The organism is Paraburkholderia ribeironis, from assembly GCF_900019265.1.
Classification (GTDB): Bacteria; Pseudomonadota; Gammaproteobacteria; order Burkholderiales; family Burkholderiaceae; genus Paraburkholderia; species Paraburkholderia ribeironis.
On sequence record NZ_CYGX02000044.1, the window covers coordinates 21,558 to 36,681 of the forward strand.

11 protein-coding genes are annotated in these 15,124 nt (G+C 58.3%); all 11 read right to left on the reverse strand.

Going from position 1 to position 15,124, the window contains the following annotated elements; translation table 11 throughout:
• Positions 1 to 8: 8 nt before the first annotated feature.
• Positions 9 to 1,694, reverse strand: a complete 1,686-nt coding sequence (locus BN2475_RS19580; RefSeq protein ID WP_094781163.1) for an NAD(P)/FAD-dependent oxidoreductase — start codon at positions 1,692 to 1,694, stop codon at positions 9 to 11.
• Between the two features lie 657 nt (positions 1,695 to 2,351).
• Complete coding sequence (locus BN2475_RS19585; protein WP_094781164.1) at positions 2,352 to 5,399, reverse strand: efflux RND transporter permease subunit; 3,048 nt, start codon at positions 5,397 to 5,399, stop codon at positions 2,352 to 2,354.
• Between the two features lie 11 nt (positions 5,400 to 5,410).
• Entirely contained in the window at positions 5,411 to 6,562 is a 1,152-nt protein-coding gene (locus tag BN2475_RS19590; protein WP_094781207.1) for an efflux RND transporter periplasmic adaptor subunit, read from the reverse strand.
• 94 nt (positions 6,563 to 6,656) lie between these two features.
• Complete coding sequence (locus BN2475_RS19595; RefSeq protein ID WP_094781165.1) at positions 6,657 to 8,249, reverse strand: efflux transporter outer membrane subunit; 1,593 nt, start codon at positions 8,247 to 8,249, stop codon at positions 6,657 to 6,659.
• A 230-nt stretch (positions 8,250 to 8,479) separates the two neighbouring features.
• On the reverse strand, positions 8,480 to 9,079 hold the full coding sequence (gene cysC, locus BN2475_RS19600; RefSeq protein WP_094781166.1) for an adenylyl-sulfate kinase: 600 nt from the start codon (positions 9,077 to 9,079) through the stop codon (positions 8,480 to 8,482).
• 207 nt (positions 9,080 to 9,286) lie between these two features.
• Positions 9,287 to 11,005, reverse strand: coding sequence for a nodulation protein NodU (gene nodU / locus BN2475_RS19605; protein WP_094781167.1), 1,719 nt, complete (start codon positions 11,003 to 11,005; stop codon positions 9,287 to 9,289).
• Positions 10,981 to 11,625 carry a nodulation methyltransferase NodS gene (nodS, locus tag BN2475_RS19610; protein WP_281254239.1) on the reverse strand — a complete coding sequence of 215 codons (645 nt, stop codon included), beginning with the start codon at positions 11,623 to 11,625 and terminating at the stop codon, positions 10,981 to 10,983. The genes nodU and nodS overlap by 25 nt, the downstream gene beginning before the upstream one ends.
• A gap of 114 nt (positions 11,626 to 11,739) precedes the next feature.
• The gene (locus BN2475_RS19615) at positions 11,740 to 12,330 is read right to left on the reverse strand and encodes a NodA family N-acyltransferase (RefSeq protein ID WP_094781169.1); all 591 of its coding nucleotides are present in this window, start codon (positions 12,328 to 12,330) and stop codon (positions 11,740 to 11,742) included.
• Between the two features lie 214 nt (positions 12,331 to 12,544).
• Entirely contained in the window at positions 12,545 to 13,294 is a 750-nt protein-coding gene (locus BN2475_RS19620; RefSeq protein ID WP_094781208.1) for a sulfotransferase, read from the reverse strand.
• Between the two features lie 94 nt (positions 13,295 to 13,388).
• A complete protein-coding gene (locus BN2475_RS19625; protein WP_281254240.1) occupies positions 13,389 to 14,180 on the reverse strand; it encodes an ABC transporter permease in 792 nt (263 codons plus the stop codon).
• Positions 14,181 to 15,107: a nodulation factor ABC transporter ATP-binding protein NodI gene (gene nodI / locus BN2475_RS19630; RefSeq protein WP_281254243.1), complete on the reverse strand. Its 927-nt coding sequence runs from the start codon at positions 15,105 to 15,107 to the stop codon at positions 14,181 to 14,183.
• Positions 15,108 to 15,124 lie beyond the last annotated feature (17 nt).

The following is a 15,124-nucleotide window of genomic DNA, read 5'->3' on the forward strand; positions in this document are numbered from 1 at the left end:
GGGCGATATCAGTAACGATAAGCACTGCGTATTTCGTCAAGAGGATTGCCTGGTAGGAGAGTTCCTCCTATGCTGCGTATAACGGCGCACGCGCTGTTGACAGCCGTCTGCACGGCTCCCTCAATCCACCCCCCCGTGAAAGAACAACCACATCCAGCCAGATAAAGGCCCGTATCCCTTGCGGGATCATTCGCGGTCTTGAACTGAAAGAAGAGGCGCTGCGAGTAAACATCCTCGCCGGGATAGTTGAGCTTAAAGGCACCAGAAGAATGCGGATCGGTCAGCCAGTCATGGTGGAGGACGCCGTGTTCATAGTCATCATCGGCAGGAATCAGGTGGCGCGCAAGTTCCGGATGGAATGTAGCAAGGTCGTCAACAAAACACTCACACCGCTGCCTTTTGTCGGGAACGCTTAGTAGCTTGTGAGCGTCATCCTCCCAAGTGTAACTAAGCAGAACCACACCCTGACCATCTGGCTTATCGGGTTCGTAATCAAGACAATATACGCCTCGCGCAAAACTATCGGACTGGATGGTGACTGGCAGGCCCTTGGTAATCCAGAACTTGTCGCGGGTGAGCATGAACAGCTTTGAGGATCCCGTAAGATGCGTTTCCCTGACGGCTCGTGAGACGTCGCGGCTGAGAAACGTTTCGTCGTCGGTCAGGCAGTGAACCATCTGCATTGCCCTGTTGTTGCTGGTGACGATCACCCGATCGAAAATCATTGTCTCGTCCTCGTCAGTCACCAGCTTTATCTTTCCATCTTTTTTGTAGATGCGACCGACGCCATTGAAGCGAATCCGTTCAGCAACGGTACTTCCTGCGATATTCTCTCCCGCCAGGCGCTCTACCAGAGCAGAGATTCCGCAGGAAATCAGGCGTTGATCGTCTAGGTAGCCGTTAATGACCAAGCGCAATATTTCGGTGAATCCGGCCTGAAAAACAGGTAGGAAACCTCCGGAGCCTATCCCCAAAGAGCCAAACAGCTCAAAGTCATAAGGCCTTTCCCAAGGGACACCTCCGGGGGGGCGAGGGCCAGTGAAAATGGCCACAATGGCGGCATAGAAAGAACTGTCACGAAACACGTCGAGCCACGTCTGCCATGCTGCACGCGCTTCCTGGAAGCGATCCGACTTCAACATGGCAGTGATTTCTGCCGGCGCGACAAGAGATGTATCGTTGATTACGCATCCTTTCTGCAAAAAGGCCCTCCAGCCGTCATGAACGACTCTGAATAATGGCGGTGGGGGGTCCCCCGCCGGCCAGATATGGCGAGTACCGCGATAATGCAATTCGGTATTAACCACTCCAGGATCAGGGAAGGACGCTGTCGTGGAAATGCCGTGTTTGTTCAAATAATGGAAAAGGCCGGTCGCACTTGGAGGGACCCGCATTGCGCCCATTTCAGCAATGAGATTCGGATATCGTGGATGAAATGTCTGTGACCATATTCTGCCTCCAATGCGATCGCGGGCTTCAAAGACCGTAACATCTACACCTGCTCGCATCAGTTCAGTGGCGGCCACAAGACCGCTGATGCCAGCCCCCACGATGGCAACGCGTGGAGTTGGGACGAGTGACGAAAGCGAGCCGATTCCCCCTTTAGATTCGCATAGGTCGAGGAACGGGGCGTAGTCATACAATAGGTCAATAGTCGGTGATGGACTTTGTGAAGATGCGACGCGATTCTTCATGGATTTTCTCCTTTATGGCAATGCATCCACCTGAGGAACGATGATGGCTGGGAGTAGCGCAGTGGCCTCGATGGGAAAAGATCGAGGGTATTTATTCCATTACCGATAGCTATGTTGCTGGTAGGCAGCAAATGCTATTCATCGTGAATATCCATGAGTGCGACGATACCAAATCGGGTGCGGCCACATCAAACAAATAAAATTGATATTTGTTGCAAGCAAATTTGAGGTATAACTGGGTCAGCCATTCGACTCCCTAATAAAAGGAATCGCTTGGATTTGTGAGATGTCCTATTGGACGTGCGCAAGATGTCTCGCACCAAAGTGAGTATTAGGATACCGATAGAATGTACTCAAAGACGACCTTGATGGGCTGTCGACGCACAGGTTGAGCGGGGGTACGCTTCGAATATCGTCCCTTTGTCGGTGTGATGACTGTGACCTGCAAAGGCGTGAGCGCCCGCAATCCACACCGTCATAGTCCACGAGGTCTGCAGCCTTTAGTCGAAAGATAGCTTGGCAGGCGGCAAGGGCGCAACTCGGTGAATTTGCGAGGGCGCGTGCCGTCAACCGACGACAAAGCCGCTGCTATCGCGTCGCTCACGACAGTGCACAAGCGATGAGCCAAAACATTGATGCCGTACACAAGCAAGGAAGTCAGACCTTACCTGTTGAGCTCTGGTGATGATCTGCACCCAGCAACATATACATCGCCGGTACAACGAACAGCGTGAACAGCGTGCCGATCGACAGCCCCGTGAAGACCACGAGCCCCATCGCATTGCGGCCTGCTGCGCCCGCGCCGGATGCGATCACGAGCGGCAGCACACCGAGCACCATGGCGGCCGTCGTCATCAGGATCGGGCGCAAGCGCGCTCCTGCCGCTTCTTCAAGGGCCTCGCGCTTGCTGCGGCCCGCACGCTGTAACTCATTGGCGAACTGCACGATGAGAATGCCGTGCTTGCTGACGAGCCCCATCAGCGTGACGAGCCCAACCTGCGTATAGATGTTGAGCGTCGAAAGACCGATGTTGATGAAGATGAGCGCGCCGAACAGCGCCATCGGCACCGACACCAGAATGACGACAGGATCGCGGAAGCTCTCGAACTGCGCTGCCAGCGCGAGGTACACGATGATCGCTGCGAACATCAGCGTGATCAGGAAGCCGCCGGACTCCTGCACGAACTGGCGCGAAAGCCCTGAATAATCCGTGTTGTAGCCCGTGGGAGCGGCGTCGGTGGTGGCCTTGCGCAGGAAGTCGAGCACTTCGCCCTGCGAGATGCGGGGCGCGATCACACCGGAGATCGTCGCCGAGTTCAATTGCTGAAAGTGATTGATCGATTCGGGAACGACTGTCTGCTTCAGGTGCGCGACCGTCGACGCCGGAATCACGCTGCCGTCCGGCGTGCGCAGGTAATAATCTAATACCTGTGATGGGTTCAGCCGGTCCACTTGCTGCACTTGCGGAATCACCTTGTACGAGCGGCCCGCGATCGAAAAGTAGTTCGCGTAGTTGCCGCCGAGCGCGGCGCCGAGCGCGTGTCCGACATCGCTTTGGGTAAGGCCGAGCGAGGCGACCTTGTCGCGGTCCACCAACACGACGGTCTCGGGCTTGTCGATCTTCAGGTCACTATCGACAAAGAGGAACATGCCACTTTCGCGTGCCTTTTGCAGCACCGCTTGTATCACCTCATTGAGATTCTCGAACGGCTCCGTCGTGCTGATCACGAACTGCACGGGGAAGCCCTGCGCACCCGGCAGGGGCGGAAACTGGAATGCGGCGACACGCGCGCCCGCAATGCCATTCCATTTCTGCTGAAGCTCCTGTTGCAACTCGGTGGCGCCTTTCTTTCGCTTGTCCCATGTCTTGAAGAGCACGCCGCCGAAGCCCTGATTCAGCGTCGGCGCGCCCGTCAACTGAAACATCTGCGCATACTCGGGCAATCGCTTCGATATCTGGAACACTTGGTCGGCGTATGTCTGCATCTGCTGGATCGTCGCGTTCGGTGGTCCCTGGATCAGCGACAGGACGATGCCCTGATCCTCCTGCGGCGCGAGCTCCGATTGCGACGTCACGAACAGATACACGGTTCCACACAGCAGCATCGCGCCCATTACGATGAACACGGACCATGTGTCGAGCATTGAATGCAGAAGCCGCGCATAGCTCCGATGCACACGCTCGAACTGCCGGTGGACGAAACGCGTGAAGCGACCCGATTCCTGCTCCGTGCGGAAAATTCGCGAGCACATCATCGGCGACAGGCTTAGCGCAATCACGCCCGACACAGCCACGGCGCTCGCCAGTGTGAACGCGAACTCGGTGAAGAGCGCGCCCGTCAGGCCGCCCTGAAAGCCGATGGGCAGATACACGGCAATCAGCACGACAGTCATTGCGAGAATCGGCCCGCCGAGCTCACGCGCGGCGATCAGCGCGGCTTCGAAGGGTCGTTTGCCCTCGTCCTTCATGTGCCGGTCGACGTTCTCGACGACGATGATCGCGTCGTCGACCACGAGCCCGATCGCGAGCACGAGCGCGAGTAGCGTCAGCAGATTGATCGAGTAGCCGAGCAACTGCATCATGAAGAACGTGCCGATCAGCGACAGCGGCATCGCGATCACGGGCACGATCACCGCGCGGAAACTGCCGAAGAAGAGGAAGATCACGACCGTCACAATCAGCAACGCCTCGACGAGCGTCTTCACCACTTCGTCGATCGCGGTGTTGATGAAGTCCGTCGCATCGTAGACGATGTCGCCCGACATGCCCGTCGGGAACTGTTTCTGCAGATCAGGGAAGACGGCTTTGACGCGCTTCGCCACGTCGAGCACGTTCGCGTCGGGCGCGACCTTGATTCCGATGAACACCGAGCGCTTGCCGCTGAAAGCGACGTTGGAATCGTAACTGTCCGCGCCGAGCACGACGTTCGCGACATCCTCGAGGCGCACGATCGCGCCGTTCTTCTGCTTGACGACCAGCCTCCTGAAGTCTTCGACGGAATGCAGATCGGTGCCGGCGTTCAGACCGACGCTGGTCATCTGGCCTTTGGTCGTGCCGAGCGTCGCGAGATAGTTGTTGTTGCCGAGTGCCGTGTAGACGTCGGAAGCCGTGACGTTGTGCGCTGCGAGCCTGCTCGAATCAAGCCACGCGCGCAACGCGAACTGACGGCCACCCAGAACTTCGGCTGTCTGCACGCCCTGAATCGAATCGAGCTTCGGCTTCACGACGCGCAGCAGGTAGTCGGTGACGTTATTGCCCGGCAGCACGTCGCTGTAGAAGCCCATATACATCGCGTCGGTGGTCTGACCCACCTGCATGGTCAGCACTGGCTGCTGCGCCTGAGGCGGCAACTGATTGCGCACGGACGCGAGCTGCGTGTTGATCTCTGTCAGCGCGCGGTTTGGATCGTAGTTCAGGCGTAGCGTCGCGGTGATCGTGGAGACACCCGTGGTGCTCTTTGACGACATATAGTCGATGCCCTGTACCTGCGCGATCGCCGCTTCGAGCGGCTGCGTGATGAAGCCGGCCATCGTGTCGGCGCTCGCGCCATAGTACGAGGTGGTGATGGTGACGATGCCGGTTTCGGTTTGCGGATATTCGCTGACCTTGAGCGTCGACAGCGAACGCAAGCCCAGTACGAGGATGAGCAGGCTGACCACCGACGCGAGCACCGGCCGTTTGATAAAGATATCGGTGAATTTCATCGTGAAGCCCCTTATTGTTCCTGAGGCGTCGGATTCGGATTGTCCGCGGGCAGAACGCGATTGTCGATCATGAGTGGTGTGCCGTTCTTTAGCTTGAGCTGGCCGCTCGTCACGACCTGCGTGCCTTCGCCGAGGCCGTTCAGAATCGCGACCTGATCGCCGCGGGTGGGTCCCGGCGTCACGAAGATCTGTTGCGCAACGGCCATTGTTTTGCCGCGCGCATCCTTGCGCTCGCCTGGTTTGATGACGAACACTGTCGCCCCGTACGGGTTGTAGGCGATCGCCGTTTGCGGCAGCGTCAGGTAGCGCTGCTCGCTGCCCACATCGACCTTCACGTTCGCATACATGCCAGGCAACAGCTTGCGCTCGCGGTTGTCGAGGGCCGCTTCGATCTGCACGTTGCGCGTTGTGCTGTCCACGCGCGGATTGATCGCGCGGATCTCGCCGTCGAACGTGTGGCTCGCGAATGCACTCGTATCAACGACGACGACCTGTCCGACCTGCAATTGCCCGAGCTGCTGCTGTGGCAGATAGAAGTCGACGTAGATGGGATCGATGGCTTGCAATGTGACGATGGCATCGCCGGGATTGATGTGCTGGCCGGGATTGACGGTCGTGATTCCGACGCGTCCCGCGAAAGGCGCACGAATCGTTTTCTTGTCGACGAGCGCGGCCTGCTGGTCGACCTGTGCGCGCTTGCTTCTCAGGTCGGCGGCATCGGCATCGAGCTGCGCCTTGGCGATCGCCTGAATCTCATACTGTGCCTTGTCGCGCTTGTAGACGGTTTGCGAGAGTTCGGCGGCGGCTTGCAGCGATGCGAGTTGCGCCCGGTCCGAGCCGTCGTTCAGGCGCACGAGCACCTGGCCGGCCTTCACTTCCTGGCCGGAGCTGAATGTGATGTCGCGCACGAGCCCAGCCACTTCCGTGGTCACGTCGACGCCGCGCACGGCACGCAGGCTGCCCACGGCGGTAAGCTGTGGTTGCCAGGTCTGATAGCTCGCGACAGCGGACGTGACGGTCGCGGGCGGCACGGCATTGTGCGCCATGAACTTCTTGATCATGTGCGCCTTGAACAGGTTGAAACCGATCAGCGCGCCGAGCAGAACGCCCACGCAGATCAGCATGATGATCATCCGTTTTGCTATCGGTCTTTTCGTCGTCATCGTCGTGTCCTTGCACGGCAAACTGATGAAGCACAAACTCGTCCGGCGGCGCTGCATTGCAACACATGCGACGCGCGGCTACTGCAAAGAGAGTTCACTGCGGGCGGATGGCGGGGGCCGCCTGGCTGGTCTGGCTAGTCGTCGTGTCGTTCCACCAGCCGCCCCCCAGCGCCTGGAACAATGCGGCCGTGTCCGCATAGCGCGCGGCTTGTGCCTGCGTGAGATTCACGACGGTCTGTTGATATTGACGTTGCGCATCGAGCAGCGACAGATAGCTGACGCCGCCGACACGAAATTGGCCGCGCGTCAGATCGAGTGAACTGCTGGCCGCGCGCCATGCTTCGGTTTGCGCGGCGAGGCCGGTCGCATCGTGATCGAGCGCGCGGAGCGTATCGGCGACGTCCTCGAATGCGAGTAGCACGGTTTGGCGGTATTGCGCCTTTGCCTGATCGAAGGCGGCTTCCGCCGCGCGCTTTTGCGCGGTCAGCTGGCCGCCATGGAAGATCGGCTGCGTGAGCCCCGAACCGATGTTCCAGATCATGTCGGCGTACTTCAGCATGCCCGCCGGCGTCAAAGATTGCGGGCCGTAGCTTGCGGACAGCGTGATCTGCGGATACATGTTTGCCGTTGCGACGCCGACTTGGGCGCTCGCCTGATGCAGCACGGCATCGGCGGCCAGAATGTCGGGACGCTGCCGGACGAGCGACGAAGGCAGGCTAACGGGCAGGGTCCGCGGCAGCGTGAACATCGACAGCCTGAACTCGGGGACGCCAATATCGCTCGGCGGCTTGCCCGCGAGCACGGCAAGCTGATGCCGCGTCTGATCGAGCGACTGCCGCAGCGGCGGCAGGGTTGCGCGTGTTTGCGCGAGCAACGTTTCCTGCGAGAGCACGGCAACGCGACCCACGCCGCCGAACTCGAACTGCTTACGCAACATGCCAAGCTGCGTTTCTTCATCCGCGACGATGCGCTCGGTCGCGTCGATTTGCTCGCGCAGCGACGCCTCCTTGACGGCAGCAGTGACGATGTTTGCCGACAGCGCGAGGTATGCGCCCTGCAACTGGAAGCCCTGATAGTCGACCTGCGCGCCCAGCGATTCGAGTTCGTGCCGTGCGCCACCGAACAGGTCCAGCTTATATGAGACGATGACTGATGCGTTGTACAGACTCAGTATTCTGTTCAGGCCAGGCTGGCCGAACGTCGCGCCATTCAATTTTTCACGCGTGGCATTGAGTTTGGCATCGATAGCGGGATAGAGCTGGCTGCCTGCTTGCGCACGCAGATTCTCGCCTGCCTGGCGCAGCGCCGCGCTCGCCGCCGCGATATTCGGGCTGTTCGCAAGCGCCTCGCGTATCAGCGCATCGAGCGGCTCGCAACGAAAGAGCGTCCACCATTGAGCAGGCAGGTCGCCGCCCGTCGCGAACTGCTGCCCGAGTCCCGCGGCACCCGGCGACGATGCCGTGCGCTCAGGTAGGGGCGTGGGCGCATAGGTGTCCGTCGCGGGCGGGGCGGGAGTGCGATATTCGGGGCCGACCGTGCAGCCCGACAACGAACCAAGCAGTGAAAGCAGGACTGTGATCGGTGCAGCACGCGCGACAAGGTGATGTGCTGCGCGACGGCAAAATGCGCCACACAACTGCGGATGCAAACGGCCGCGACCAGAACTGCAGTTGACGTCATCGATCATCTATCTACCTTAGTTCGCGTGCGCCGAGCGCTATCAAATAGTGGATGCAGAACTCGCCCCCCGTGCTGCTCTGATTTTGCTGCGAGGAGGGCATGCAATGTATAAACGATGTATAGCGACACTTCGCTCGCATTCGTAGGAGGAGGCGTTTGTCGAGCCGATTGTCCGCCATTACCAATGATTTATCGCATTCCATATGTGACGCTCGCACTTGTCCGACGCGCGCATGGTCAATGACCGTCAAGCCAGTTCAACACAATGTCGGTGCCTTCATCGATGGACGTCGAACAAGTGTCGATGAAGACGTCCGGAGCCGTCGGCTGTTCATACGGCGAGTCGATGCCGGTGAAATGCTGGATTGCGCCACGTCTCGCGAGCCGATAGAGTCCTTTGGGATCGCGTGCTTCGGCCACGGCCAGAGTCGCATGAACATGAATTTCGGCGAAATTGTGCTTACCTGCGGTGGACCTGGCGAGTTCCCGGTCGCAGCGGAAGGGTGAGATGAGACACACCAGCACCACGATGCCGGCGTCGGCCATCAGTTTGGCAACCTCAGCAACGCGCCGTACATTTTCATGTCGATCCGCATCGGTAAAGCTAAGGTCCTTGCATAGACCGAGCCTGACTGAATCGCCATCGAGAATGTAGGTGAGACGGCCGCACGCGTGAAGACGCGCCTCGACCTTGTCGGCGATCGCCGATTTTCCAGCCGCGGACAGACCGGTGAACCAGAGAATGGCTGGCGTTTGTCGGAGCAACCGTCCTCTCGACTCCGGCTGAACGCGGAAGCCGTGCGCATAAAGATCTGAAGTCGAAGCCTCGTTCGTCATACTCGCCTACGTAAGTGAGTTGGAATCGTTGCTGGAAGTCGGGGGCGTGCGCGCTCGCGCATTGCGGCATTGCGACGGTAGTTCCGTGTGCCAAGTCAGGAAGTTTGGACATTCATGGATGCTGCCGCCGACGGGGTAGGTCGCCCATCAGTCAAGGTCCGTAGCGCGGCCACTCGAGCCATTCCGAACGGTGCAACTGTCTCCCATTCATATTGGCCGCAAGGATGCTGGTTCGTCGATTGACGATGGCAGCTCAGTGTCGCATGCCTTGTTGAATAGAAGACCGTCGCACCATACATGTTCGACGCGTCCCCACTCGCAGGCTGATGCAGCGTCCGGAAAGAAGCCCCGCCCGTGATGATTGGCGCTCGTGTTGCAGAGCAAAGGAAGGCTCGTGAGCTTTTCGTATTCGATCAGGAGTTGCGCCACCGGATGTTCGGAATTCCTTGCAACGGTCTGCAGTCGAGCCGACCCGTCGAGATGCACGGCAGCTGGGATCCTGTCCCGCCACTCCTCGCGCGTCTGATGATCGAACAGCATGTAGGGATCCGGAGTACCGGGACAAAATATGGCAAGGGCGCGGTCTTCAAGACATATTGGCGCCACCGGACGGAAATGCTCTCGATGCTTGACATCGTTGAGAAGATCCTTCATTCCGGGCGAAGTCGCAGCGGCCAGAATGCTTCTGGCACCCAATGCTCGAGGACCCAGCTCGGCCCTGCCGGCAAGGAAAACGACCGGTTTATTTTCAGCGAGTATGCGGGCGAGTTCCGCGATGGAACAAGAAGACACTGTCCATCCGGGCGGCACATAGCGAGTTTTCACTGCTGGTCCGCTATAGACCGACCATTCCAATGGCACAAAGCCGTTGTTCGCTGCCATCGCGCAGCAAGCGGCGCCAATCGCCGATCCACTGTCGTTCGGAAAGGGCGGGATCCAGATCGCGTCGAACAAACCGCTCGCACGTAATGCGCTGTTCCATTTGATGTTGAGTCCGCATCCGCCAGAGATGCACAAGTTTCGCGGCCCCGGAATCGAATGGCGCTGGAGGGCTATTTCCATTTTGTGAACGAGAAGACGCTCGAGGAAGGCATGAAAGGATGCGAGTACGTCTTCGTGAGGCTTGGTCTCCAGTTGGGGCACGCTTGCTTCGAAGAAGTCGCGTACAGCTGCAAGCGATGTTTCGGCGATGTGGATATTTTCGCGGTAATTTCGCGCAAGTTCCGTGTCACCGGCAAAGCGTTCCTGGTAAAGCCTGCGAAATACTACGACGATGTTTTCATCGACGGACCCGAGCGCGATGTATGCCATCAGTTTGCCCGCGACGCCAAGATCCCAGTCTGCGCCGCCCGCCTTCTTGTAGGGCCCGAAATGATGTCCGGCCGCCGCGTACATTTGGCCTATGATCGGAAACAGGCACTCAACTAGCCGCGCTCCTTGGCGTTGTACGTGGTACAGCCTTGGCACCATGCCGCCATCCCACACCACGCAGAACGCGGGCTGCCCGCTTTGCGCGAACGGGCTGGTGCAGTACGCGGAGGCGACATGGCCTGACACATGAGGGTAGCTCTTATATGGATACGACTCGCCGCCGATCAGCAGCCCGGTGTCGTCGACCGAAGCCAGAAGATCGTCGAATCTGCGTTCGGTATAGGGAGCACCTTTCAGGATGACCGGCGTGGAGCCGCTGAGCACCCGAAACTGCGACTCAACTTCGCCGTCCCAGCCGTCGATTACAAACTGGTCGATATCTTCGACCCGCAGCCCGTGCTCAGCCAATGCCGTCGCAACCGCGTCCAGGTTCTCGATTTCCCGATATCGCGGGTTGTTGTCTCGCTTCTCCTGTTCGATGCAAAAAAGGAGCTTTCCATCTTCCACAACGGCGATTGCTCCGTCGTGTGTCAGCTTGAGGCCGCAGATGCGCATAATATCTCCCACTCTAACGGGTGGCAATCTGGTTGATGTGAAAAGTTCACCGGGTTTCGGAAACGCGCGAGCAGACAATCTTCATTGGACGACTGACCGATGCACTCCATCCGCTCAACTTCGATCAGATCTTCTTTCAGAATTTCCAGCACCGTTTCCGCACCGCCTATGTGTCCCCATCGCCGGCAATTGGCGTCACGCGCCGACCCGAATACCAACTGGCCAGCAGGCGCAAGAATTCTTGCCAGGTTGCGGATAGCGTCCCGCACTTCTGCAATGTGACCGAGATAATAAAAAACCTCTGCGACGACGATCAGATCGAACTTCTCCTGAGTCGAAAAATGCTGGACGTCTGAAACGATCCAAGTCGTGTTCGGTGGTTCCATCAGTCGTTCGCGTGTTCTCTTAATCGCTTGCGGCATCACATCGATGACGGTGAGCCGTTGGCAGTGGGGCGCCAATTTCTCCGTGAACGCTCCGCCCGCGCATCCGACCTCGAGCGCATTTGTGACCGATCCCTGGGCGAGTGACAATCGAAGCATGTGCTTGTGGCGCTCGAGTTCGAACGGATTACTGTCAAGTCGCCAAGGGTCGTCTGCGTCCAATTCCCGACGCAGCAAGTCGAAATTCGTTACATGTGTCAATTTCGCCTACCTTAATAGTGGTCCGCTATAAGTGTGGTTGTACGACAGGCCACTCCGGCTCCATCGCTTTGCAGAGAAAGGCGATGCGCTTCATAGCTCGGGACCGTTGCGCTCGATCGCGGTGCCGTCCGGCCACTCGCTCATCGAGCTACCGATTGGCAAAATCACCGCCAGCACGTCTTCAGTGCGTGTAGGAGGTAAATCAAGGTGAACGTTGGGCAGCGTTGATCGTATGTGCACCCCCGACAAGATCGTTCCCATTCCATGCCGGCATAATCTGGCGAAGTGGTTTTTCAACGAGTGCCGCACTGTGCCGAATGCGAATGGAACGCGAAGCTCTTGCAGTACTGGATACATCGCACGGATGGAATGGCTGATTCCGAGTCCTTCGAGATCCGGGCGCACTCCATACAGTCCCAGTTCTGCTATCAGCACATCGACCGCGCCTACCTTGATGAATCGACGCAGTGAGCCCATGTGAGCCGCCACACCTTGCGAATCGTAGGCAATGGCACGGAGTTCTGGTCGCGCCCCGGCCCAACTTCGGCCACCCTCGAACGGCTTTGCGTTGAAGGCTCCGGTTGGCCCATACGTGGTCCGGAAGAACTGCGCCAATTCGACGTGATCGGAGAGTTGTAGCTCATTTTCCCAGCACAGTCTCCACTGCACTTTTGAGGACATGCGAAGTCACCCTATTTAGATGCGTGCGTCCAGCGCCACCAGCTGCGTGCTCGGATTGACATAGCGAACGGCACGCATCGGGTTCTGTCACTACGTAGGCACGCAAGGACTACTCAAACCGACCGTGGGATAGCAGAATCGATACGGAATTGTCTCTGTACCAAAGGGGCTATCGCAAGATGACTCACACGATCGCGCTGTTTGCCGGGGAAGATCAGTCTTTCCCAGCTTCGAAGAAGCTCTCATATGGCCCGCCTCTGAAGTGTCGTTTCAACTCATCAAAGTTGAATACCGTTTGCTCCAGAGGTCGCACCTCCTGACGCTGAAGAACTGTGCGGTGAGGACACGGATGCACTGAAGTCCCAAGAAACGCCCAAACCGCCTGCAGGCATACAGCGGGGGCGCCCAGCAGACTTTCATATTCGACGGGCAGCACGTTCGCCGGCGAGAACGAGTCCGCGACCTGGCGGTGGAAATCGCTGGCAGCTTTGAAGTAGGCCTCGCAGTCTTCGATTGTCAAGGTGACCTGCGGAGGCGGACCTGAGTCGTTGTCCGCGCCGTACCTTAGCCAATGACCACTTTGCCTTGCCTGCACGAGCGATCGCAGCGATTCCAATGTATTTGTTCGGATCACGAGCATCACCTTGAGGCGTGGCCAGCGTGCCAACTCTTCAAAGAACCCTGGGCGTTCCTGAAACTGAGGCTGGTTAATCTTGCAACCGACATGCGTCACGTGTTTCTTTCCCGTTGCGGCGGGATAGTGCAGATAGGCGAGCTCGAGAAGTTGGCGATCGCTACGTAAGAGACGGTTGCGGTCGAGCCAAATCGTGTCGTATGGATTGAGCAACTCCCCATTGCTAGACACGTTCGGATGCGCATTCAGCAATTCTTCCAGATAGTGGGTGCCAGTTCTGGGCATCCCGACGATTACAAATGGCTCAGTTGTCACTGTGGAGTGGTTCATGGCGTGCATTTCACAGGGTTGAAAGCGATGGTTCGGGCGCTAGCCAGTGCGTAGTTCATTGCAAACCTCCTACTCGGGTTGGTTGCCACCAGCGTCAAGACATGAGGCGGCGGCGAAACAGTGCCGCCGACAGAAAAAACGGCAGTACTGCGTAGACGCAAAGCGCGGCCACATGCATACCGATGCCGGTGGCTGGGCGTGCAAGCATCGCTGGGCGGATCAGTTCAACGGAGTGTGCGAGTGGCAGGAATCGGGCAACCTGTCGAAAAGCGCCGGGGAGTTGGCCGACCGGGAAGATGACGCCACTCAGGAACAGCATGGGTGTCAGAACAAGCGTTTGGTAGAAAATAAAGTAGTCGTAACTCGGCGCGATGGCGATGAGTACCATCGCCAGACTTGCGAAGGCGAGGCCAGTGAGGATAATGACGGGCATGACATGAAAGATACTCGAAAACCTTGCATAGCCGAGCGTCGCGGCGACCACCATCACCGCCGTGCCAGCCAGAAGGGCTTTTGTGGCTGCCCATGCCAATTCACCGAGAACGACATCGCCAATGGTGAGTTGGGTGCACAGCACGGCTTCCCACATGCGCTGAATGTGCATGCGAGCGAAAGTCGCATAAATCGTTTCGAAGGTTGCCGAAGTCATTGCGCTCGTCGCGACCATTCCAGCCGCCAGGAACGCGACATACGGAACGCCGTCGACGTGGCCTATCATTATTCCCACGCCAAAACCCAAGCCGAACAGATACATCATCGGATCTGCAAGGTTCCCGAGAAGCGAAACAAGTGCAGATTTCCTCCATGCCAGATAGTTGCGGCGCCACACTGTACGCCAGTTCCAGGCGTTGGCGGGCAGAGCTATCGCGAGTACTTCACGCATCATTTAGTCCTTCATTTCGCGTCCAGTTAGCCGCAGAAACACGTCTTCCAAGTTTGCGGGGCGTTGCAGAATGCGCAGACCCACGCGTCCCTGCAATTGCACGCGCACCTGTTCTGGATCGGCTGTGTAGCAAAACAACGATTCGCCGCTGACCTCGGTGCGCTGCGCGTAGGGTCCGAGCAACACGCGCAGTTCGTGTGAATTGCCGCCGTATATCTCCAGTACATGGCTTCCAATCTGCTCTTCTATTAGCGCGTGAGGGGCGCCTTGGGCAATGCTGCGTCCTTCGTCAATCACGCAAAGTCGGTCGCACAACCGCTCAGCCTCTTCCATGAAATGAGTGGTTAAAAGAATTGTTTTGCCCCGCGCGAGCAGAGAGCGCAAACGTTCCCAGATCAGGTGACGCGCATGCGGATCGAGGCCAGTCGAAGGCTCGTCCATTACCAGCAGTTGCGGGTCGTTGATCAGCGCGCGCGCGATGGTTAGCCGACGTTTCATGCCACCCGATAATTCCGTGACGCGTGCGTGAGCCTTGTTCTCCAGATGCGAGAATTCGAGCAGCGACGGAATCACCGCTTCGATTTCGCTTGCACTCATGCCAAAGTAGCGTCCGAATACCTGGAGGTTCTCGCGCACTGTGAACCCGGGTTCAAGGTTGTCGAATTGCGGAACTACGCCAATACGCGCGCGTGCCAGGCGCGCGCGTAAGGGCACTGGCTCTCCCAGGACGGTGATCGCGCCTGCGTCAGGCTGCGCCATACCGAGGACCATGCGCGCGGTCGTGCTCTTGCCCGCACCGTTAGGCCCTAGCAGACCGAAGCACTCACCGGGCTGGACGCGGAACGACAGTCCGTTGACGACGAGCTTGCCGCCATATGACTTTCTGACACCGGTGAACGTGATTGTTGCTGTGGACATTGAGCCAAAGATCGAGATGTGTTTTCTTT

Bases quoted from the DNA above. Each gene is read 5' to 3' on its own strand.
- BN2475_RS19580 (WP_094781163.1), bottom strand. From the start codon at position 1,694: ATGAAGAATCGCGTCGCATCTTCACAAAGTCCATCACCGACTATTGAC.
- BN2475_RS19585 (WP_094781164.1), bottom strand. From the start codon at position 5,399: ATGAAATTCACCGATATCTTTATCAAACGGCCGGTGCTCGCGTCGGTG.
- BN2475_RS19590 (WP_094781207.1), bottom strand. From the start codon at position 6,562: ATGACGACGAAAAGACCGATAGCAAAACGGATGATCATCATGCTGATC.
- BN2475_RS19595 (WP_094781165.1), bottom strand. From the start codon at position 8,249: ATGATCGATGACGTCAACTGCAGTTCTGGTCGCGGCCGTTTGCATCCG.
- cysC (WP_094781166.1), bottom strand. From the start codon at position 9,079: ATGACGAACGAGGCTTCGACTTCAGATCTTTATGCGCACGGCTTCCGC.
- nodU (WP_094781167.1), bottom strand. From the start codon at position 11,005: ATGCGCATCTGCGGCCTCAAGCTGACACACGACGGAGCAATCGCCGTT.
- BN2475_RS19615 (WP_094781169.1), bottom strand. From the start codon at position 12,330: ATGTCCTCAAAAGTGCAGTGGAGACTGTGCTGGGAAAATGAGCTACAA.
- BN2475_RS19620 (WP_094781208.1), bottom strand. From the start codon at position 13,294: ATGAACCACTCCACAGTGACAACTGAGCCATTTGTAATCGTCGGGATG.
- BN2475_RS19625 (WP_281254240.1), bottom strand. From the start codon at position 14,180: ATGATGCGTGAAGTACTCGCGATAGCTCTGCCCGCCAACGCCTGGAAC.